23 protein-coding genes are annotated in these 20439 nt (G+C 61.5%); 17 read left to right on the forward strand and 6 right to left on the reverse strand.

Annotation, left to right across the window (positions count from 1 at the left end):
- The first annotated feature begins 264 nt into the window (after positions 1-264).
- The 4 genes from HX868_RS20850 to HX868_RS20865 all read left to right on the forward strand — a co-directional run bounded on the left by HX868_RS20850 (position 265) and on the right by HX868_RS20865 (position 2250).
- Positions 265-618, forward strand: coding sequence for a CidA/LrgA family protein (locus HX868_RS20850; protein WP_016978575.1), 354 nt, complete (start codon positions 265-267; stop codon positions 616-618).
- The gene (locus tag HX868_RS20855) at positions 615-1331 is read left to right on the forward strand and encodes an LrgB family protein (protein WP_095013653.1); all 717 of its coding nucleotides are present in this window, start codon (positions 615-617) and stop codon (positions 1329-1331) included. The genes HX868_RS20850 and HX868_RS20855 overlap by 4 nt, the downstream gene beginning before the upstream one ends.
- Positions 1332-1352: 21 nt before the next feature.
- The gene (locus HX868_RS20860) at positions 1353-1943 is read left to right on the forward strand and encodes an LON peptidase substrate-binding domain-containing protein (RefSeq protein ID WP_177004232.1); all 591 of its coding nucleotides are present in this window, start codon (positions 1353-1355) and stop codon (positions 1941-1943) included.
- Between the two features lie 100 nt (positions 1944-2043).
- Positions 2044-2250: a hypothetical protein gene (locus tag HX868_RS20865; protein WP_095017490.1), complete on the forward strand. Its 207-nt coding sequence runs from the start codon at positions 2044-2046 to the stop codon at positions 2248-2250.
- Between the two features lie 2 nt (positions 2251-2252).
- Here HX868_RS20865 and HX868_RS20870 read toward each other — a convergent pair whose 3' ends face one another.
- Both HX868_RS20870 and HX868_RS20875 read right to left on the reverse strand, forming a co-directional pair.
- Positions 2253-3569 (reverse strand): bifunctional DedA family/phosphatase PAP2 family protein, encoded by a 1317-nt coding sequence (locus tag HX868_RS20870; protein ID WP_177004233.1) that lies wholly within the window; start codon positions 3567-3569, stop codon positions 2253-2255.
- Between the two features lie 16 nt (positions 3570-3585).
- The gene (locus tag HX868_RS20875; protein WP_177004234.1) at positions 3586-4269 is read right to left on the reverse strand and encodes a DNA-3-methyladenine glycosylase; all 684 of its coding nucleotides are present in this window, start codon (positions 4267-4269) and stop codon (positions 3586-3588) included.
- A gap of 175 nt (positions 4270-4444) precedes the next feature.
- Between HX868_RS20875 and HX868_RS20880 the strand changes: the two genes are divergently transcribed.
- The 13 genes from HX868_RS20880 to HX868_RS20940 all read left to right on the forward strand — a co-directional run bounded on the left by HX868_RS20880 (position 4445) and on the right by HX868_RS20940 (position 16909).
- Positions 4445-5710, forward strand: coding sequence for a glutamate-5-semialdehyde dehydrogenase (locus HX868_RS20880; RefSeq protein WP_177004235.1), 1266 nt, complete (start codon positions 4445-4447; stop codon positions 5708-5710).
- The gene (nadD, locus tag HX868_RS20885; RefSeq protein ID WP_177004236.1) at positions 5710-6354 is read left to right on the forward strand and encodes a nicotinate-nucleotide adenylyltransferase; all 645 of its coding nucleotides are present in this window, start codon (positions 5710-5712) and stop codon (positions 6352-6354) included. Before HX868_RS20880 ends, nadD begins: the two co-directional genes overlap by 1 nt.
- Positions 6355-6423: 69 nt before the next feature.
- Positions 6424-6918, forward strand: coding sequence for a ribosome silencing factor (gene rsfS, locus HX868_RS20890; RefSeq protein WP_010206793.1), 495 nt, complete (start codon positions 6424-6426; stop codon positions 6916-6918).
- Between the two features lie 9 nt (positions 6919-6927).
- Positions 6928-7395: a 23S rRNA (pseudouridine(1915)-N(3))-methyltransferase RlmH gene (rlmH, locus tag HX868_RS20895; protein WP_003176297.1), complete on the forward strand. Its 468-nt coding sequence runs from the start codon at positions 6928-6930 to the stop codon at positions 7393-7395.
- Between the two features lie 15 nt (positions 7396-7410).
- Positions 7411-9309 carry a penicillin-binding protein 2 gene (mrdA, locus tag HX868_RS20900; protein ID WP_177004237.1) on the forward strand — a complete coding sequence of 633 codons (1899 nt, stop codon included), beginning with the start codon at positions 7411-7413 and terminating at the stop codon, positions 9307-9309.
- Between the two features lie 31 nt (positions 9310-9340).
- Positions 9341-10444 carry a rod shape-determining protein RodA gene (rodA, locus tag HX868_RS20905; RefSeq protein ID WP_050572452.1) on the forward strand — a complete coding sequence of 368 codons (1104 nt, stop codon included), beginning with the start codon at positions 9341-9343 and terminating at the stop codon, positions 10442-10444.
- Positions 10445-10461: 17 nt separating this feature from the next.
- Positions 10462-11472: a lytic murein transglycosylase B gene (mltB, locus tag HX868_RS20910; protein ID WP_177004238.1), complete on the forward strand. Its 1011-nt coding sequence runs from the start codon at positions 10462-10464 to the stop codon at positions 11470-11472.
- Positions 11472-12470: a septal ring lytic transglycosylase RlpA family protein gene (locus HX868_RS20915; protein ID WP_177004239.1), complete on the forward strand. Its 999-nt coding sequence runs from the start codon at positions 11472-11474 to the stop codon at positions 12468-12470. The genes mltB and HX868_RS20915 overlap by 1 nt, the downstream gene beginning before the upstream one ends.
- 180 nt (positions 12471-12650) lie before the next feature.
- Positions 12651-13808: a D-alanyl-D-alanine carboxypeptidase family protein gene (locus HX868_RS20920; protein ID WP_016978587.1), complete on the forward strand. Its 1158-nt coding sequence runs from the start codon at positions 12651-12653 to the stop codon at positions 13806-13808.
- A gap of 84 nt (positions 13809-13892) precedes the next feature.
- Positions 13893-14168, forward strand: coding sequence for a DUF493 domain-containing protein (locus tag HX868_RS20925; RefSeq protein WP_015886061.1), 276 nt, complete (start codon positions 13893-13895; stop codon positions 14166-14168).
- Positions 14168-14815, forward strand: a complete 648-nt coding sequence (gene lipB, locus HX868_RS20930; RefSeq protein WP_028618071.1) for a lipoyl(octanoyl) transferase LipB — start codon at positions 14168-14170, stop codon at positions 14813-14815. The genes HX868_RS20925 and lipB overlap by 1 nt, the downstream gene beginning before the upstream one ends.
- A gap of 26 nt (positions 14816-14841) precedes the next feature.
- Positions 14842-15843 (forward strand): lipoyl synthase, encoded by a 1002-nt coding sequence (gene lipA, locus HX868_RS20935; RefSeq protein WP_017735632.1) that lies wholly within the window; start codon positions 14842-14844, stop codon positions 15841-15843.
- 136 nt (positions 15844-15979) lie between these two features.
- A complete protein-coding gene (locus HX868_RS20940) occupies positions 15980-16909 on the forward strand; it encodes a S66 peptidase family protein (protein WP_177004240.1) in 930 nt (309 codons plus the stop codon).
- A gap of 103 nt (positions 16910-17012) precedes the next feature.
- On the opposite strand, the gene HX868_RS20945 is transcribed toward HX868_RS20940, so the two are convergent.
- From HX868_RS20945 to HX868_RS20960, 4 genes are all read right to left on the reverse strand, one after another.
- The gene (locus tag HX868_RS20945; protein ID WP_177004241.1) at positions 17013-18338 is read right to left on the reverse strand and encodes a lytic murein transglycosylase; all 1326 of its coding nucleotides are present in this window, start codon (positions 18336-18338) and stop codon (positions 17013-17015) included.
- Between the two features lie 61 nt (positions 18339-18399).
- Entirely contained in the window at positions 18400-18564 is a 165-nt protein-coding gene (gene arfA / locus HX868_RS20950; RefSeq protein ID WP_003176285.1) for an alternative ribosome rescue factor ArfA, read from the reverse strand.
- A 130-nt stretch (positions 18565-18694) separates the two neighbouring features.
- Positions 18695-19732: a DNA polymerase III subunit delta gene (gene holA / locus HX868_RS20955; RefSeq protein WP_078050328.1), complete on the reverse strand. Its 1038-nt coding sequence runs from the start codon at positions 19730-19732 to the stop codon at positions 18695-18697.
- Positions 19733-19771: 39 nt separating this feature from the next.
- Positions 19772-20377: an LPS-assembly lipoprotein LptE gene (locus HX868_RS20960; protein ID WP_177004242.1), complete on the reverse strand. Its 606-nt coding sequence runs from the start codon at positions 20375-20377 to the stop codon at positions 19772-19774.
- Positions 20378-20439 lie beyond the last annotated feature (62 nt).

A 20439-nucleotide genomic window follows, 5' to 3' on the forward strand; every position in this document is an offset into this window, starting at 1 on the left:
GTTCTCCAGCCACTGTAGGAGCGAGCTTGCTCGCGAAAAACTCAAGCGCGCCGCGTTAAGCCAGAAATCCCGCGTAATCGTTAACGACCTTCGCGAGCAAGCTCGCTCCTACAAGGAAGGAGTTATTGGTTTTTTTGGGTCACAGAGAACCAATGTAGATCATCATGGCCAATCGGCTCGGTCAACCCACCATGCTTTTGGCGAATGCCGGTGCATAGGGCGGGCGTGCTTATAATGCGGGCGAGTCTTGAGGGAGAAGAACGGATGCTGTTACGTGGCCTGACCTGGCTGGTGCTATTTCAACTGATCGGCACGGCGATCAATCATTTGCTGTTGCCGGTGCTGCCGGGGCCGATTATCGGCCTGCTGCTGATGCTGGGTTTCCTGATCTGGAAGGGCGAAGTCGGCGAGCCCTTGAGCCTGGCGGCCAGCAGTCTATTGCGTTACTTGCCATTGCTGCTGGTGCCGCCGGCGGTAGGCGTGATGGTGTATGCCAAGGACATTGCCGCGGATTTCTGGGCTATTGTCGGTGCGCTGGTGTTGTCGCTGGTGATTGCCATGGGCTTTGTCGGCGTGCTGATGCAGCAGATGGTCAAGCGCAAGGAGAAGGATCAATGATCTTCGACTGGCACGGCGCGTGGACGGCGGTGATTCATCACCCGTTATTCGGCATCGGTATCACCCTCGGCGCCTATCAACTGGTATTGGCAGGGTTTGAGAAAACCCGCTGGATCTTCCTGCAGCCGGTGCTGGTGTCCATGCTGCTGGTGATCGGCGTGCTGATCACCTGTGGCCTGAGCTACGCCGAGTACCGCAAGAGCACCGAGATCATGGGCATCCTGCTCGGCCCTGCGACGGTGGCCCTGGCGGTGCCGCTTTACCTGAACCTGCGGCGCATTCGCCAATTGTTCTGGCCGATTTTTACTACGCTGGTGATAGGTGGGGTGTTGGCCACCGGCCTGTGTGTGCTGCTGGGTTGGTGGTTTGGCGCCGAACACATGATGCTGATGACCATGGCGCCCAAGTCGGTGACCTCGCCGATCGCCATGCTGGTGGCTGAACAGATTGGCGGCGTGGCGGCGCTGGCGGCGGTATTTGTGCTGATCACCGGCGTGATCGGCGCGATGATCGGCCCGGCGTATTTGTCCCGCCTGGGCGTACACAGCCCCGAGGCGCGCGGCATGGCGCTGGGCATGACGGCCCACGCCGTGGGCACCTCGGTGGCGCTGCAGGAAAGCGAAGAATGCGGCGCCTTTGCCGCGTTGGCGATGAGTCTGATGGGCGTGGCCACGGCGGTATTCCTGCCGCTGGCTGTGTCGGTGATCGTTTAAACCGGGTTTAAGGAAACCTTTATGAGTCTGGCGCTGTTCCCGCTCAATACCGTGCTGTTCCCTGGCTGCACCCTCGACCTGCAACTGTTCGAGGCGCGCTACCTGGACATGGTCGCCCGTTGCATGAAAAAGGGCGAAAGCTTCGGCGTGGTGTGCATTCTTGACGGCCATGAGGTGGGCACGGCACCGGACGGCTACGCGCTGATCGGCTGTGAAGCGCTGATCCGCGACTTCAAACAACAAGACAATGGCTTGTTGGGGATTCGTGTCGAAGGCGGCCGCAGGTTCCGCGTGCGCGATGCCGGCGTGCAGAAAGACCAATTGCTGGTGGCTGACGTGCAATGGCTCGAAGAGCTGCCGGATCAACCCTTGGAAGAGGAAGACGCCGACCTGCTGGCGTTGCTCCAGGCGTTGGCCGAGCATCCGATGGTCGCTTCACTGGATATGGACGCCCACGCCGACGGCCAGCAAGCCTTGGGCAATCAGTTGGCCTATCTGCTGCCGTTCACCGAGGCTGACAAGATCGACCTGCTTCAGCTCGATGACCCGCAGCAGCGGCTGGATGCGATCCAGATGTTGCTGGATGAGTTGCAGGGCGAACTGTTTACCTGATTTCGGAATAGTCTGACGTTGTTGTCAGATACTCCTTCGTTGTTCCGCGCACGCTGCCTGAAATAGTTTCCGATCACATAACCATGATCAGGGGATGACAATGATTCGGCTAACGCACTCGGAACAAGCGGTTTGGGATGCATTTTTTGTCAGCGTGACCGGGCAGTTGATCCAGCAGGATGCAAAGCGCGGCCCGGAATACATCGCCGAGCGCGCAGCGGACATCGCTGATGAAATGTTATTGGAACGGCGTGAGCGATGCAGTGAGCGCCGCGTTGCTCCTATCGATTGGCTCGGCCCGGCCTAGGGTCAGTAGGCATACCGCAGCAGCGCGTGGGGCGTGCCGGTAAGCGCGATGAAGCTCAACACCGCGACCAGCGCCGGCAGCAACAGCCACCAGGTTTTTTGCGACATGGCCGGCAGCGGGCTTCGATACTGGCTGATGCCCAGGCTGAACGCACACACCGTCATCGCCAGCAACGTGCCGGCCAGGATGTCCGTGGGCCAGTGGGCGCCAAGGTAAACCCGCGACAGCGCAATGAAGGCGGCAGGAATACAGCCCAGCAACATCCAGGTCAGGCGCAGCCGCACGGGTTGCCCGCGACCTGCCAGGATCGCCAGGGCCAGGAAAAACGCGAACGCGCCAGACGCGTGGCCGCTGGGCATGCTGAAACTGGTCAGTGGGTCTGTCAGGATTTCCGGGCGGCCGCGTGCGAAAAACAACTTAGTCCCCGTGTTGATCACCGCAGCCCCGGCCAGCGTCGCGCCGACAAACACGGCATGGCGCCATTGTCGCGCCAGTAGCAGCAGGCCAGTGAACACGGCGCTGGCGAAGAACATCTTCTTGAATTCGCCCAGTTGGGTGATGCGTACCATCACCTCGTCCAGCCAAGGGCTACGGTGTTCCTGCACCAGGGCGCTCAGGCCCTGGTCGAAGTCATTGAGGTGGGGGTAGCCGATAAACAAGGCGATCAACACGGTCAGGCTGGCGCAGCCGATCCACAGGGTGGCGCGACGATGGCCGCGCAGGCTGCTGTTCAAGCTTAAGCCCACCACCACCGCGATACAGGCGGCAACGATGCCGGCTTCCGGCCAGAAACCTTCGGGCAATGGCAGGCGGAAAGCGGCGCCGGTTGCCCAGCCTGGCAGCAGATACGCCACGGACCAGCCCGCGGCCGCGACGATGCTGACAATTGCAAAGCGTGGGAAGGGCATGTCGCACATCCCGGCCACCATCGGCAGCATGGGGCGCAGCGGGCCGATGAAACGGCCGACCAGCAGGCTGGCGATGCCGTACTTGTGGAAGTAGGTTTCGGCGCTGTTCATCCATTCCGGGTGGTGGCGCAAGCCGGGTAAGCGCCGGATGTTCTGGTGGAAATGTCGGCCCAGGAAGTAGGAAACCGCATCACCCAGCAAGCCGCCGAGGAAGCCCAGCAACAACGTTTCGCTGAGTGACAGCGCACCGCTGCCGGCGAGGGCGGCAATGGCAAACAACAACACCGTGCCCGGCACGATCAACCCGGCGATGGCCAGGCACTCCACGCAGGCGACAATAAACACCGCGACCGCCAGCCATTCGGGGTTCAGCGTCAACCAGCCGGTAATGCTATCGAGCCATTGGCCCATACAATCCACTCCATGCTCAAATCAAAAAATAATCTCGGCCTTCGACCTGGCCCCGACGCAGCGGGTTCCGCGTGCAATAAGGCGCATAGCCAGCATCGACGAAGCGGTACATCAGGTGTTCATCACGCCCGCTGGGGATGCCCAGGCGGGTGGTCTGGATAATCTGGGTCGGGGTCTGGCCCACGTCTTCAACGTAGAGCAGTTCCTGATCGAAGCGCTTGGCGTCCCACATCGGCACCTTCAGCCCCAGGGCTTTACACAATAGGGTCTGGCCAGCGCACAGCTTTTGCGAAGCGCGTGGGCTGCCGTCGGCATTCGGGTTGTTCAGCAGCATCTGCGCAAGGCTGGCCGGGCCGGATAAATCATCGACCCACGGATAGGCCGATTTGATCAATACGGCATTGCCCGGCCCATGGGCACTGAAGTTCAGGGAGTCGCCGCCACGGGCGTAGTACATGTAGATATGGCCACCATCCAGAAACAAAGCCTTACGCTTTTCTGTGTAGCCCAACGAGGCGTGACTGCCTTTTTCCGCCACGTAATAGGCTTCGGTTTCAATAATTCGCGCCGAAAGCCAGATTTTTCCCACGCGATGGCGTATGACTTTTCCGAGCAAATCTCGCGCGAGCATTTGTGCGTCACGGTCGAAAAAGCCATCGGGCAGGGCGCTTGCGGGGAGTTGGGGCGATGAGCTGGGCATGGCAGTCAGGGGTAAATACGGCTAAATGTGACGGAATCATAACAACTCCCACCTTAATTACCGCTGAACCCCAGGTTTTTACAGTTCATTTCGACCATCCGCCCCTCACCGCTGTCAGTCGGGCGGCGTCACAGCTATAATCTGCCGCTTTCCTCCCTGCCAAGACTCCCTGACCATGACTGAGTCCGTTCTTGACTACATGACCCGCCTGGGTCGCGCTGCCCGTCAGGCCTCGCGGTTGATCGCCCGTGCGAGCACCGCGCAGAAGAACCGCGCCCTGCTGGCCGCCGCCGACGCTCTGGATGCTTCGCGCTCCGAGCTCACCGCCGCCAACGAGCAAGACCTGGCCAACGGCCGCGCCAATGGCCTGGAACCGGCCCTGCTGGACCGCCTGGCGCTGACCCCGGCACGTATCGACGACATGATCGAAGGCCTGCGTCAGGTGGCCAAGCTGCCTGACCCCATCGGTGAAATCCGCGATATGCGTTACCTGCCGTCCGGTATCCAGGTCGGCAAGATGCGCGTGCCTCTGGGCGTGATCGGCATCATTTACGAGTCGCGCCCGAACGTGACCATCGACGCCGCGAGCCTGTGTCTCAAGTCTGGCAATGCCACCATCCTGCGTGGCGGTTCCGAGGCGATCAATTCCAACCGTGCCATCGCCGCGTGCATCCAGCAGGGCCTGGCCGTGGCCGAGTTGCCCGCCGAAGTGGTGCAGGTGGTAGAAACCACCGACCGCGCCGCCGTGGGCGCGCTGATCACCATGCCGGAATTCGTCGACGTGATCGTGCCACGCGGTGGCAAGAGCCTGATCGAACGCGTCAGCCGTGATGCCAAGGTGCCGGTGATCAAGCACTTGGACGGTGTGTGCCATGTCTACATCGACATCGCCGCCGACATCGATAAGGCGATCCGCATCGCCGACAACGCCAAGACCCACCGCTACGCCCCGTGCAACACCATGGAAACCCTGTTGGTGCACGTCGGCATTGCCGATCGCGTGCTTCCGCCGCTGGCTGCCATCTACCGCGACAAAGGTGTGGAATTGCGCGGTTGTGAGCGTACCCGTGCGCTGCTGGGCGCGGACGTGATCGAAGCGACGGAACTGGACTGGTACACCGAATACACAGCGCCGATCCTGTCGATCAAGCTGGTCGACGACCTGGACGAAGCCATCGAACACATCAACACCTACGGCTCCAAGCACACCGATGCCATTGTCTCCGAGCATTTCAGCGATGCCCGGCGTTTCCTCAACGAAGTGGACTCTGCTTCGGTGATGATCAACGCCTCGACGCGTTTTGCCGACGGCTTCGAGTACGGCCTGGGGGCGGAGATCGGTATCTCCACCGACAAGCTGCACGCACGTGGCCCGGTTGGTCTGGAAGGCCTGACCAGCGAGAAGTACGTGGTGTTCGGCGACGGTCATGTGCGCACTTGATGGGTAAACGCATCGGGCTGCTCGGCGGTACGTTTGACCCCGTGCACATCGGCCATTTGCGCAGTGCCCTGGAAGTCGCGGATGCCCTTGCGCTGGACGAGTTGCGTGTGATGCCGAACGCTCGGCCGCCCCATCGCGATACGCCGCAAGTGTCGCCGCAGCAGCGCCTGAAAATGGTGCGCCTGGCGGTGCAAGGCATATCGCCGCTGGTGGTGGACGACCGCGAGCTCAAGCGCGATAAACCGTCCTACACTGTTGACACCCTGGAACTGATACGCGCCGAGTTGGCCGTGGATGACCAGTTGTTTCTGCTTTTGGGCTGGGACGCATTTTGCGGCCTGCCCTCTTGGCATCGCTGGGAGGAACTCCTCCAGCATTGCCACATCCTGGTTTTGCAACGCCCGGATGCCGACAGCGAACCGCCGGATGCCTTGCGCAACCTGCTGGCCGCGCGGTCGGTAAGTGACCCCTTGGCCCTGACCGGGCCGAACGGGAATATTGCATTCGTCTGGCAGACCCCGCTTGCGGTGTCCGCCACCCAGATCCGTCAACTGCTGGCCAGCGGTAAGTCGGTACGTTTCCTGGTGCCTGACGCGGTCCTGGCCTACATCGATGCGCACGGGCTTTACCGTGCGTCGAACTGAAAAGGCGCGCTTGAACGCACGAATCAATGTGCAGCGAGCGCCCGAACATACGAGCAAAACGAGTTTTATATGACGAACAAAGACGTAAGCAAAGTTAAGCGCAAAGGCACCTTCAAAAGCGCTCCGCTGCCAGTAGAAGCCCACACCGGCCCTGAGCTGGCCGGCGAAGAGCTGGTAAAAGTCGCCGTGGCGGCCCTGGAAGACGTTAAAGCCCAGGACATCCAGGTGCTGGACGTGCGCGACAAGCAGAGCATCACCGACTACATGATCATCGCCACCGGTACCTCGAACCGCCAGATCGGCGCGATGCTGGACAAAGTCCGCGAAGCCGTCAAAGCCCAAGGCGTGAAGCCACTGGGTGAAGAAGGCAAGGGCGACAGCGACTGGGTGCTGCTGGACATGGACGACGTGATCGTTCACATGATGACCTCCAACGCCCGCCAGTTCTACGACCTGGAGCGTCTGTGGAAAGGCGCCGAGCAGAGCCGTGCCGCCGATGGCAAGCACCACAGCCCGGAAGTGGGCCACGCGCACTTCGACAAGCTGAACAAAGACCAGGAATAAGGAACGGCTGTGCGCCTGCGTCTGATCGCTGTCGGTTCACGCATGCCCAAGTGGGTGGAAGAAGGCTGGCACGAGTATGCCAAGCGTCTGCCCGCTGAGCTGTCGCTTGAGCTGGTGGAAATACCGCTTAACACCCGGGGCAAGAATGCCGATGTGGCGCGCTTTATCCGTCAGGAAGGCGAAGCCATGTTGGCCAAGGTCGGCCCCAACGAGCGCATCGTCACCCTTGAAGTGCACGGCAAACCCTGGAGCACCGAGCAGTTGGCGGTGGAACTGGATCGCTGGCGCCTGGATTCGCGCACGGTCAACTTCATGGTCGGCGGCCCCGAAGGGCTGGCGCCGGAAGTCTGTGCGCGGGCGGATCAGCGTTGGTCGCTGTCGGCGCTGACGTTGCCGCACCCGTTGGTACGGATTCTGATCGGTGAACAGCTGTATCGCGCCTGGACAGTTCTGTCCGGGCACCCTTACCACAAATAATCTGCGCCTCTCCCGATGACCCAACCGATCCGCATCAAGGACCACGAGAAAGACGCACGTCTCGTACGCGCTCGCGTGGTGTTTGGCGCAATTGCAGTGGTGGTGTTGTTGGGTGTACTGATCGCGCGCCTGTATTACCTGCAGGTGATCCAGTACGACTATCACTCCACCTTGTCGGAAAACAACCGGGTGCATGTGCAACCGATTCCGCCAACCCGTGGGCTGATTTTCGACCGTAATGGCGTGGTGGTCGCAGATAACCGGCCCAGTTTCAGCCTGAGCATGACCCGCGAGCGTTCCGGCGACTGGCAGCAGATCCTCGATGTGATCGTCGAGGTGCTGCAGCTGACACCGGAAGACCGGGTGATCTTCGAAAAACGCATGAAACAGGGGCGTCGGCCGTTCGAGCCGGTGCCAATCCTGTTCGAGCTGACCGAAGAACAGATCGCGCGGATCGCGGTGAACCAGTTCCGTCTGCCGGGTGTGGAAGTGGTGGCGCAGTTGGTGCGGCATTACCCGCAAGGGCCGCACTTTGCCCACTCTGTCGGCTACATGGGGCGGATCAACGAGAAAGAGCTGAAGACCCTCGATCCGGTCAATTACAGCGGCACCCACCATATCGGCAAGACCGGCATCGAGCGTTTCTACGAGCCCGAGTTGCACGGCCAGGTCGGTTACGAAGAAGTCGAGACCAATGCCCGAGGCCGCGTGCTGCGGGTGCTCAAACGCACCGACCCGGTGCCGGGCAAGGACATCGTGCTGAGCCTGGACATCAAGTTGCAGGAGGCTGCCGAGATGGCCCTGGGCGGTCGTCGCGGCGCGGTGGTTGCCCTGGACCCGAAGACGGGCGAAGTGCTGGCGATGGTCAGTCAGCCGAGCTTTGACCCCAACTTGTTCGTGACCGGCATCAGCTTCAAGGCCTACGCCGAGCTGCGCGATTCCATCGACCGGCCGCTGTTCAACCGCGTGCTGCGCGGCCTGTATCCGCCGGGATCGACCATCAAGCCGGCGGTGGCGATTGCGGGGTTGGACGCGGGTGTGGTGACGGCCTCCAGTCGAGTCTATGACCCCGGCTATTACATGCTGCCCAACTACGATCACAAATACCGTAACTGGAACCGCACCGGTGACGGCTATGTCGACTTGGACACCGCGATCATGCGCTCCAACGACACCTATTTCTACGACCTGGCGCACAAGCTGGGGATCGACCGCCTCTCTGCCTACATGGGCAAATTCGGCCTCGGTCAGAAAGTTTCCCTGGACATGTTCGAAGAGTCGCCTGGCCTGATGCCGTCGCGCGAATGGAAGCGTGCGACCCGCCGCCAGGCGTGGTTCCCGGGTGAAACCCTGATTCTTGGTATCGGCCAGGGCTATATGCAAGCCACGCCGCTGCAATTGGCCCAGGCCACGGCACTGGTCGCCAACAAAGGCATCTGGAACCGTCCACACCTGGCCAAGACCATCGAAGGCGAAAAGCCGGTGGATGAGAACCCGATCCCCGACATTGTGCTGCGCGATGCGTCGGACTGGACCAAGGTCAACCACGGCATGCAGCAAGTGATGCACGGCGCTCGTGGTACAGCGCGCAAGGCTGCAATCGGCGCGCAATACCGCATTGCCGGCAAGAGCGGTACCGCCCAGGTGGTGGCGATCAAGCAGGGCGAAAAATACGACCGCACCAAGGTTCAGGAGCGCCATCGCGACCACGCCTTGTTTGTCGGCTTTGCCCCGGCGGACGACCCGAAAATCGTGGTAGCGGTGATGGTTGAGAACGGCGAGTCCGGTTCCGGCGTCGCGGCGCCTGTGGTGCGCCAGATCATGGACGCCTGGCTGTTGGCTGACGACGGCAGGCTCAAGCCCGAATATGGCGGCCCCCCTTCAAGCACCGAGGTTACGGCCCGTGAAGAGTAATTTTGATCGCATCCTCTCCAGCGAAGATGTGATGCGTCGCCGTGCGACGTTGCTGCAGCGCATGCACATTGATGGCCCGTTGCTGATCCTGCTGCTGACCCTCGCGGCGGGCAGCCTGTTTGTCTTGTATTCGGCCAGCGGCAAGAACTGGGACCTGCTGATCAAGCAGGCCTCGTCGTTCGGCCTGGGCTTGTTGTCGATGGTGGTGATCGCTCAGCTTGAGCCGCGCTTCATGGCGCGTTGGGTACCGCTTGGCTATGTGGCCGGCGTGTTGCTGCTGGTGGTGGTGGACGTGATGGGCCACAACGCCATGGGCGCGACCCGCTGGATCAACATTCCGGGGGTGATTCGCTTCCAGCCGTCGGAATTCATGAAGATCCTGATGCCGGCGACCATCGCCTGGTACTTGTCCAAACGCACCTTGCCGCCGCAGCTCAAGCACGTGGGGATAAGCCTGATCCTGATCGGCATACCCTTCATCCTGATCGTGCGCCAGCCCGACCTTGGCACCTCGCTGCTGATCCTGGCGGGCGGTGCGTTCGTGCTGTTCATGGGCGGTTTGCGCTGGCGCTGGATCCTCAGCGTGCTGGCCGCCGCCGTGCCCGTGGCCATCGCCATGTGGTTCTTCTTTATGCACGACTACCAAAAGCAGCGGATCCTGACCTTCCTTGACCCGGAAAGCGACCCGCTCGGTACTGGCTGGAACATTATCCAGTCGAAGGCCGCCATTGGCTCCGGCGGAGTATTTGGTAAGGGTTGGTTACTGGGCACCCAGTCACATTTGGACTTTTTGCCGGAAAGCCATACCGACTTCATCATTGCGGTAATGGGCGAAGAGTTCGGCCTGGTGGGCATTTGCGCGCTGTTGCTGATCTATTTGCTGCTGATTGGTCGTGGCCTGGTGATCACTGCGCAAGCGCAAACGTTGTTCGGCAAATTGCTGGCCGGCGCCTTGACCATGACTTTTTTTGTTTACGTTTTCGTCAACATCGGTATGGTCAGTGGCCTGTTGCCGGTGGTTGGGGTGCCGTTGCCGTTCATTAGCTACGGCGGAACTTCGCTGGTGACATTGCTGTCAGCGTTTGGGGTTTTGATGTCGATTCATACGCATCGCAAATGGATCGCGCAGGTTTGAATAAGGTGAAGATGTCAATGCAAGTAATGCGCGGCTGGGTGACTCGGCACGCGTCCTGGATGGGCCTGATTGGCCTGCTGGGCGCAACGCAAGAGGCGCAGGCCGGTGACTACGATGGTTCACCCCAGGTCGCCGAGTTTGTCGGTGAAATGACCCGCGACTATGGTTTCGCCGGTGAACAACTGATGGGCGTGTTCCGCGAAGCCCAGAAAAAGCAGGCGATCCTTGACGCCATCTCTCGCCCCGCCGAACGGGTGAAGCAGTGGAAGGAATACCGCCCGATGTTCCTCACCGACGCCCGCGTGGCGCGGGGTGTGGATTTCTGGCGCCAGCACGAGGCGGTACTGGCCCGCGCCGAGCAGGAGTACGGTGTACCGGCCCAGGTGATTGTCTCGATCATTGGCATCGAAACCTTCTACGGGCGCAATACCGGCAGCTACCGGGTGATCGACGCCTTGTCGACCCTGGGCTTCGATTACCCGCCGCGCGCTGAATTCTTCCGCAAGGAACTGCGCGAATTCCTGCTGCTGGCCCGTGAAGAACAGGTCGACCCGCTGACACTCAAAGGCTCCTACGCCGGTGCGATGGGCTTGCCGCAGTTCATGCCGAGCAGCTTCCGCGCCTATGCGGTGGATTTTGACGGCGACGGGCATATCAACATCTGGAGCAACCCCGACGACGCCATCGGCAGCGTGGCCAGCTACTTCAAGCGCCACGGCTGGGTAGCCGGCGAGCCGGTGGTGATCCGCGCCGATGTCACTGGTGACCGCGCCGATGAAGGCCTGACCCAGGGCATCGAGCCGGCCAAGACGGTCGGGGAGTTGCGGGCGCTGGGCTGGTCGAGTCAGAATGCGCTGCCGGATGATATGCCGGTCACAGCGTTCCGCCTTGAAGGCGAAAACGGCCCGGAATACTGGATGGGCCTGAAGAATTTCTACGCAATCACGCGTTATAACCGCAGTGTGATGTACGCCATGGCCGTGCATCAGCTGTCAGACATGCTGGTCCAAGCACGGGGCAACAAGTAATGCGGGCATCGCCGTTCAATCAACCGCTCAAGCTGGTGGCGTTCGCCGCGTTGTCCCTGCTGGTCGTCAGTTGCTCCACCAGCCGTGGCCCGGCGCAGAAGTCCGGGGGCGCGGTCGTCCGTGCCCAGCCGGGCTTGGACATCAACCGCGCGCACAAAGACGGCGCGCCGTGGTGGGACGTCGACGTGTCGAAGATCCCGGATGCCACGCCGACCCTGCACACCGGTCCATACAAGGCCAACCCCTATACCGTGCTGGGCAAAAGCTACTTCCCGTTGCAGGAGTCCAAGACCTACGTGCAATCAGGCACGGCGTCCTGGTATGGCACCAAATTCCATGGCCAGAACACCGCCAACGGCGAAGTGTATGACCTGTACGGCATGAGTGCGGCGCACAAGACCTTGCCGCTGCCCAGCTATGTGCGCGTGACCAACCTGGACAACAATCGCACAGTGATCCTGCGCGTGAACGACCGTGGTCCGTTCTACTCGGACCGCATCATCGACTTGTCCTACGCCGCCGCGAAGAAACTCGGTTATGCCGAAACCGGCACTGCGCGCGTGAAGGTCGAAGGCATCGACCCGGCGCAGTACTGGGCCCAGCGTGGCAAGCCGGCACCGTTGATGCTCAATGAGCCGCCAACCCAACAGCCGCAAGTGACTGCTTCCACCGGCAAGATCGAGCAATGGACGCCGCCGCCGGCACAGCACGCGCCTGACACGGTGGTCGTGCCCCATGCGGCGCCTGGTGCGTCCATGGCTGGCGGGCAATACCTGCAGGTCGGCGCTTTCGCCAACCCGGATGCGGCAGAACTGTTAAGGTCCAAGCTCAGCGGCATGGTCAACGCACCCGTCTTCATCAGTTCCATCGTGCGTAACCAACAGACATTGCACCGTGTACGCATGGGTCCGATCGGCTCGCCGAGCGAAGTGGCACAGGTCCAGAACAGCGTGCGCATGGCCAACCTGGGGCAACCCAGCGTCGTCACTGCCGAATAATAGAGAATTGATGGTTCAGGCTCGTGCGCGGGCTCGAACCCTGGTTGTTGGCTCGTTAGACAATAAAAACCCAGGGGCAAGGGGTGAGCGGGCAACCGAACACGCGACAGTCTGGCAACGGGCTGTCTGAATAAGTTTTGCCCGCGAGGGCAAGTTTCCATAAGCAATTTCGAGAGACGGATGAACATCACCACCTTAGCCAAACGCACGTGCCTGCTTCTTTCGCTGATCATCACCCCGGCCGCCTGGGCCGTTGAAATGGTGCCGGCTTCCCCGCAACTGGCCGCCAAGTCCTGGGTCCTCATGGATGCCGCCAGTGGCAATGTGCTGGTCGAGAGCAACGGTGACCAGCGCCTGCCGCCGGCCAGCTTGACCAAACTAATGACTGCCTACATCGCGACCCTGGAAATCCGTCGCGGCCAGATCGGCGAGAACGACCCGGTCACCGTCAGCGAAAACGCCTGGCGTACCGGCGGTTCGCGGATGTTCATCAAGGTGGGCTCGCAGGTCACCGTGAGCGACCTGCTGCACGGCATCATCATCCAGTCCGGTAACGACGCCAGCGTCGCCCTGGCCGAGCACATCGCCGGCAGCGAAGACGCATTCGCCGACATGATGAACAAAACCGTGGCCGACCTGGGCATGACCAACAGCCACTTCATGAACCCGACCGGTCTGCCGAACCCAGAGCACTACTCGTCGGCTCACGACATGGCGATCCTGGCGCGCGCGATCATCCGCGTCGACCCGGTGCACTACGCGATCTACTCCCAGAAGGAATTCTTCTGGAACAACATCAAGCAGCCTAACCGCAACCTGCTGCTGTGGCGCGACAAGACCGTCGATGGTCTGAAAACCGGCCACACCGACGAAGCCGGCTACTGCATGGTGTCGTCCGCCGTACGTGATGGCCAGCGCCTGATCGCCGTGGTCTTCGGCACCAACAGCGAGCAGGCCCGTGCGGCCGAGACGCAAAAGCTGCTGACCTACGGTTTCCGCTTCTTCGAAACCCAGACCTTCTACCAGAAGGGTGCTGAGCTGGCGACCGCGCCGGTGTGGAAAGGCGCGACCTCCCAGGTCAAAGCCGGCCTGGCCGACGACCTGACCCTGACCATGCCTAAAGGCCAACTGAAAAAGCTCGCCGCCAGCATGACCCTGAACCCGCAATTGGTTGCCCCAATCGCCAAGGGTGATGTGATCGGCAAGGTCGAAGTCAAGCTGGACGACAAAGTGGTGCACAGTGCCGACCTGATCGCACTGGACGCCGTTGACGAAGGTGGTATCTTCCGCCGCGTCTGGGATAGCATCCGTCTATTCTTCTACAGCTTGTTCAACTGATAGTGTGCACCTGCAAAGCCCCGTGTTGATCCGACGCGGGGCTTTGCCCGTCGCCACGGCTTACGCTTACGAGGCCGTTACGCCATGACCGATAAAGAAGTAAAGGCGCCAAAGATCGAATTCCCGGTGGTGGACTACCCCATCAAGGTGATCAGCGATACCGGTGTCGGCCGTAAAGACCTGATCCTCGAGATCGTGCGCAAACACGCAACGATCAACGATCAGCGCGTGGATGAGCGCTCCAGCTCAACCGGCAAATACACCACGATCCAGTTGCACATCGTTGCGACCGATCAAGACCAGCTCTACAACATCAACAGCGAACTGCGGGCCACCGGCTTCGTGCACATGGTGTTGTGATGTCTCAAGTCTTGGGCTTTCGCGAGCTCGGCCGGATGGACTACGAGCCCGTCTGGCATGCCATGCAGCGGTTCACCAATGAACGCGGCACCTCGGCCCCCGATGAAATCTGGCTGGTGGAACACCCGCCGGTCTTCACCCAGGGCCAGGCCGGTAAGGCCGAACATCTGTTGCTGCCGGGTGATATTCCGGTGGTGCAGGTCGACCGAGGTGGTCAAGTGACTTACCATGGCCCGGGTCAACTTGTCGCATACCTGTTGCTGGATGTGCGCAAGCTGGGGTTTGGCGTACGTGACCTGGTCAGCCGCATGGAGACATGCCTGATCGAGCTGTTGGCCAGTTACGGCGTGACCGCCGCGGCCAAGCCCGATGCACCGGGTGTGTATGTCGACGGCGCGAAAATCGCCTCCCTGGGGCTGCGGATTCGCCACGGCTGTTCCTTTCATGGCCTGGCCCTGAATGTGGACATGGACCTGGCCCCGTTCCGGCGGATCAACCCGTGTGGCTATGCCGGGTTGGCGATGACGCAACTGAGTGACCATGCTTCACCGATTAAATTTGCCGAGGTGAGTGCCCGGCTGCGTGCGCAGCTCGTCAAACACCTCGACTATGCTGAGCAGACGACCCTTACGGGCGGAATCGACTGATTATGACTACTGATGCAGTGCAAACCATGATCCCGACGGTGGACGTTACCGACCGTCCGGCCCCGGCCCCGCGTGCCAAGGTGGAAGCCGGCGTCAAGCTGCGCGGCGCCGAGAAGGTTGCACGCATCCCGGTGAAGATCATTCCGACCACCGAGCTGCCGAAGAAACCTGACTGGATCCGCGTGCGCATCCCGGTTTCGCCGGAAGTCGACCGTATCAAGGCCCTGCTGCGCAAACACAAGCTGCACAGCGTGTGCGAAGAAGCGTCCTGCCCGAACCTGGGGGAGTGCTTCTCCGGCGGCACCGCGACCTTCATGATCATGGGTGACATCTGCACCCGTCGTTGCCCGTTCTGCGACGTCGGCCACGGCCGTCCGAAGCCACTGGACGTCAACGAGCCGGAAAGCCTGGCCATCGCCATCGCCGACCTGCGCCTCAAGTATGTGGTGATCACCTCGGTAGACCGCGACGACCTGCGTGACGGCGGTGCCCAGCACTTTGCCGACTGCATCCGCGAAATCCGCAAGCTGTCGCCGAACGTGATGCTCGAAACCCTGGTGCCGGACTACCGTGGCCGCATGGACGTGGCGCTGGAAATCACCGCTGCCGAGCCGCCGGATGTGTTCAACCACAACCTGGAAACCGTGCCGCGCCTGTACAAGGCTGCGCGTCCGGGTTCGGACTACCAGTGGTCGCTGACCCTGCTGCAGAAGTTCAAGCAGATGATGCCGCACATCCCGACCAAATCCGGCCTGATGCTGGGCCTGGGCGAGACTGACGAGGAAGTCATCGAAGTCATGAAGCGCATGCGCGAACACGACATCGACATGCTGACCCTGGGCCAGTACCTGCAACCGTCCCGCAGCCACTTGCCGGTGCAGCGTTTCGTGCACCCGGACACCTTCGCCTGGTTTGCCGAGGAAGGTTACAAGATGGGCTTCAAGAACGTGGCGTCGGGCCCGTTGGTGCGCTCCTCGTACCATGCGGACGAGCAGGCCAAGCTGGTCAAGGCAAGCCTGGTTTCCTGAATGACACCGATCCACCTGTAGGAGCCGGCTTGCCGGCGATAGCCTCACCTCGGTACGACTGACGCACCGAGGTGTCTGCATCGCTGGCAAGACAGCTCCTACACTTGTTTCTGCGTTACCTATAGGGAGAGCATGGATGACAACTCAACGGGCGGCCGCCGTACCGGCTTTACGCAGCGAGGGCACCATAGCCCTGATCGCCCCCGCCGGCCCCGCCACCCTGGACGTGGAAAAAGCCGGCCAATGGATGCGCACTCGCGGCTACGACCTGCGAATCTTCCCCGGCGTCTATGAACGCGACGGCTACCTTGCCGGCAGCGATAAAACCCGCCTCAACGACCTCCACAAAGCCTTTGCCGATCCCGACATCGACGCCATTTTTTGCCTGCGCGGCGGTTACGGCACACCACGCCTGCTCGACAGCCTGGACTTCGGCCTGCTGCGCGCCAACCCCAAGCCATTCGTAGGCTACAGCGATATCACCGCGTTGCACCTGGCCATCAGTCGCTACGCCGGGTTCGTGACCTTTCACGGGCCGATGCTCAACGCCGACCTGTTAGGCGACAAGCAGCCACCTACCGAGTCTTCATTGTTCAGCATGCTACGCGGCCAGTTGGGTGCTGGCAGCGTACTGGCGCACCCCGCAGCCTACCCGCTGACCACTATCGAGCCTGGCATCGCCTGCGGGCGCCTGCTGGGTGGCAATCTGTCGATGATCGCGGCAGTCATGGGCACGCACTTTGAGATCGACGCCGAAGGCATCATTCTGCTGATCGAAGACGTCAACGAGCCGATCTACCGCATCGACCGGCTACTGACGCACCTGCGCCTGGCGGGCAAGTTGGCGCAGGTGGCCGGTGTGCTGGTTGGGGATGTGGCGGGCGTGGACAGTGCCGCGCTGGAGCGCCTGCTCAAGCAGACCTTCGAACCGTTGCGCATTCCGGTACTGTCCGGCTGGCGCAGTGGGCATTGCGACCCGAACCTGACGCTGCCGATGGGCGCGTTGGTGCGGTTGGATGCGGGGGAGCAGCGGTTGGTGTTGGAGCAGGCTGTGGTCATCCGCTAAATGCAAAACGTGTAGGAGCCCGGCTTGCCGGCGATGGGGCCCTTAAGTCCAATGGAGGACTTGAGGCCGCAATCGCCGGCAAGCCGGGCTCCTACAGGAGAACTCAGCGGTTCTGCAGCGACTCCAGCAACTTCACCGTCGGATACCCATCCGCCGGCCAGCCCAACGCCTGCTGCGCCGCACGAATCGCCTTGCGTGTATTGGCGCCGATAATTCCGTCCGCGTTGCCGGCGTCATAGCCATTGGCACTCAAGGCCGTCTGCAGGTCGATACGCTGCGAGCGGCTCAATGGCCGCTCATCCTTCGGCCAGTCGCCGCGAATCACACCACCACCACCGAAGCGTTCCGACAAGAGTCCAACCGCCAGTGCGTAGGACGACGAGTTGTTGTACTTGAGGATCGCACGGAAGTTATCCAACACCAGGAATGCCGGGCCACGGTAACCGGCCGGCAATAGAAGGGCGGCGGACAGTTGGTCGACGTTCGGCGGCATGCTGCTGCCTGCAGGCAGTTGGATACCGAGTTTCATCCACTCGGCGACCGTCTTGCGGATGCCACCATCGGCCAGGGCGTAGTCGAAATTCGTCGGTAGCTGTTTAACCTCGAAACCCCACGGCTGGCCCTTCTGCCAGCCGGAGCTTTGCAGGTAGTGCGCGGTGGAGGCGAGGGCGTCGGCCGGGCTGTTCCAGATGTCGCGACGACCGTCGCCATCGAAGTCCACAGCGTGGGTGTTGTAGGTGGTCGGGATAAACTGGGTCTGGCCCATGGCGCCGGCCCAGGAGCCTTTCATCTGGTCGGCCTGGATATCGCCGTGCTGGATGATCTGCAGCGCGGCCAGCAATTGCGCTTGGGCGAATGCCGGGCGACGCCCTTCGTAAGCCAGGGTCGCCAGGGAACGGATCACCGAGTTATTACCCTGGAACTGACCGAAGTTACTCTCCATGCCCCATACCGACACCAGCGCCTGGCGGTCGACGCCATAACGCTGCTCGATGCTTTGCAGGATATCGGCGTACTTGATCAGCAGCGCCTGGCCATTACGTACGCGCAATGGCGAGAGGGCGCCGTCGAGGTATTCCCACACCGGGCGGGAAAACTCCGGCTGGCTGCGGTCGGCACGGATCACCGCCATGTCGGGGGTGACATTGGCGAAGGCGTTATCGAATACGGCGGCGGTGATGCCCGCCTGCAAGGCTTGCACACGAAAGCCAGCCTGCCATTCGGCAAAGGTCTGGGTCGGTTGGATATCCAGATTGTCCACGGCCAGCGGGGCCACGACAGCAGGCGCTACCACAGGGGCGGTCTGGAGCTTGGGCAGGGGTTGAGCGTCGGCGGCGGTGGGTTTCTCCGCGCAAGCGACAAGCAGAATGAGGCTGGAGGCAGCGATCAATTGGCGAAAGTGCCAACGACGGGAAAGACTAGAGGGCATGCACAGGTCCAGGGATTACAAATCAGGTGCAGACCTTATCATGCCAGAGGGGCGCTTGCCTTCAGGCAGCCAGAAAGTAAGAAGCCTCCCAGCTATTAGACTGGAAGGCTTCGCGGCGGTAGCTGCCTTTGCCTTTGCCGGCGCGTTCCTGACGGCTGCGGAACAGTGGCTGGGCGATGATGGATTTGGCCTTGTTGGGGCCATGCTTGGATGGCTTTTTGCTCATGATCGTTACTCTCGATAGGTGGGATGGAGCGGTGCAAATCATCTGCCGATGTTGGGCTGCTGTAAAGCCCGGCGATAGGTAGGAAAGTCACGCATCACCTGTAGGAGCCGGCTCCTACAGAGAGCGGTGGTTACTCGGCGGGAAGGGTCAGGCGCTGGCCGGCCATCAACAGCGACAAACGGCTCAGGCTCATCCATGGCGAACCGGCGGCCTGGCCCTTGATCTGTGCGTCGATGCGTTGCGCCTCCAGCAAGAGTTGCGCCCAGCGTTGCGCCGAGTGCCGTTGCAGCGCTTTGCTCATCAGCGGTTTGCGCTTGTCCCAGACCGGCGGTCGAGCCTGGCTGAAGGCCTTGTCCAACGGCGTGCCCTGGCTGTATTGCAAGGCAATGTTGGCCAGTACGCGCAGTTCCCGGGCCAGGGCCCAGAGAATTACCGGGGGCTCCACGCCTTCACCGCGCAGGCCTTCGAGCATGCGCAGGGCGTGGGCGGGTTCGCCATTGAGGATTGCATCCACCAGCCCGAATACATCAAAGCGCGCGCTATCGGCCACGGCGCCCTGGACGGTCTCGACGGTAATCTGCCCGTCTTCGGCCATCAGCTTGAGCTTTTCGATCTCTTGGGCGGCGGCCAGCAAGTTGCCTTCGACCCGGGCGGCGATCAGCTCCACTGCGTCCTGGGTTGCCGACAGCCCGGATTGGGACAGGCGTTGGCGTATCCATTGCGGCAGTTGGCTGCTGTCCACCGGCCAGATCTGGATGAACTGGGTCTGCGCCCCTTCCACCAGCGCTTTGCCCCATTTGGTTTTCTGCGCGCTGCCGTCGAGCTTGGGCAGGCTGATCAGCAGCACCGTGTCTTCGGCAGGTCGCGAGCAGTATTCCATCAGCGCGGCGGCACCTTTGTCGCCCGGCTTGCCCGAAGGCAGGCGCAGCTCCAGCAGGCGTTTTTCGGCAAACAGCGACATGCTCGCGCCGGCTTGCAGCAGCGTGCCCCAGTCGAAACTGGCGTCGGCGCTGAAGACCTGGCGTTCGTCGAAGCCTTGCTGGCGTGCAGCGGTGCGAATGGCGTCGGCGGCTTCCTGGCACAGCAGTGGGTCATCACCGCTGACGATGTAGACAGGCGCAAGGCCACCTTGCAGGTGTTTGGCGAGTTGGGCGGGAGCGAGTTTCATAGGCAGGGCGAACGGGGCGCTTGGGGCGCCCCGTCTGGCTTACTCGACAGGGACTTCAACAGGCGATTGTTTCGGCGTGTTGTCTTCATACTCTTTGGCGGCTTTCAGCGCATCGGCATCGGCCTTGGCCTTGTTGTCAGCTTGTTGCTGCAAGGTTGCCAATTGCTCCGGAGTCAGCATCGACAGGCGCAGGACCATGCGTTGTACCAGATCGCGACGCATCTCCTTGCGCACCTGCTGGATTTCGGAGTCCGAGCCCACCAGGTTGTTGCCGTCGTGGCTGACTACTTTCTGCACCTGGATCTTGTCACCCATCAGTGGCAGATGATCGCGGCCCTGGATTTCGAAGCTGAGCGCAGTATTCAGTTCGATATCGGACGCACGCCCGGCGCTGGCGTAGCTCAGGTTACGCTGGGTTTCTCTCTCGTCCGCCAGGAACAGTTTATACGTCGCGCCGGTATAGACGTGCACGCCGCTGTTTTCCAGAACCTGGCGCAACTGCGTCACGGTCTCGCCGTAGGCATTGCGGGCGCTGACGTCCAGTTCCTTGATCGCCAGGTCGTTGGTGCCGGTGCCGCGCAGCTGGAAGCCGCAAGCGCTCAGCAGCACGGCAAGGCCCATCACCAGCAAATTGCGTTTGATCATTTTGTTGCTCCCCTTGAAACCATGTGGGCCTTATCGAGGCCCTGAAGGCTTTGTTCGGCGCA

It is taken from the genome of Pseudomonas reactans (genome assembly GCF_013385825.1).
Taxonomy (GTDB): domain Bacteria; phylum Pseudomonadota; class Gammaproteobacteria; order Pseudomonadales; family Pseudomonadaceae; genus Aquipseudomonas; species Aquipseudomonas reactans.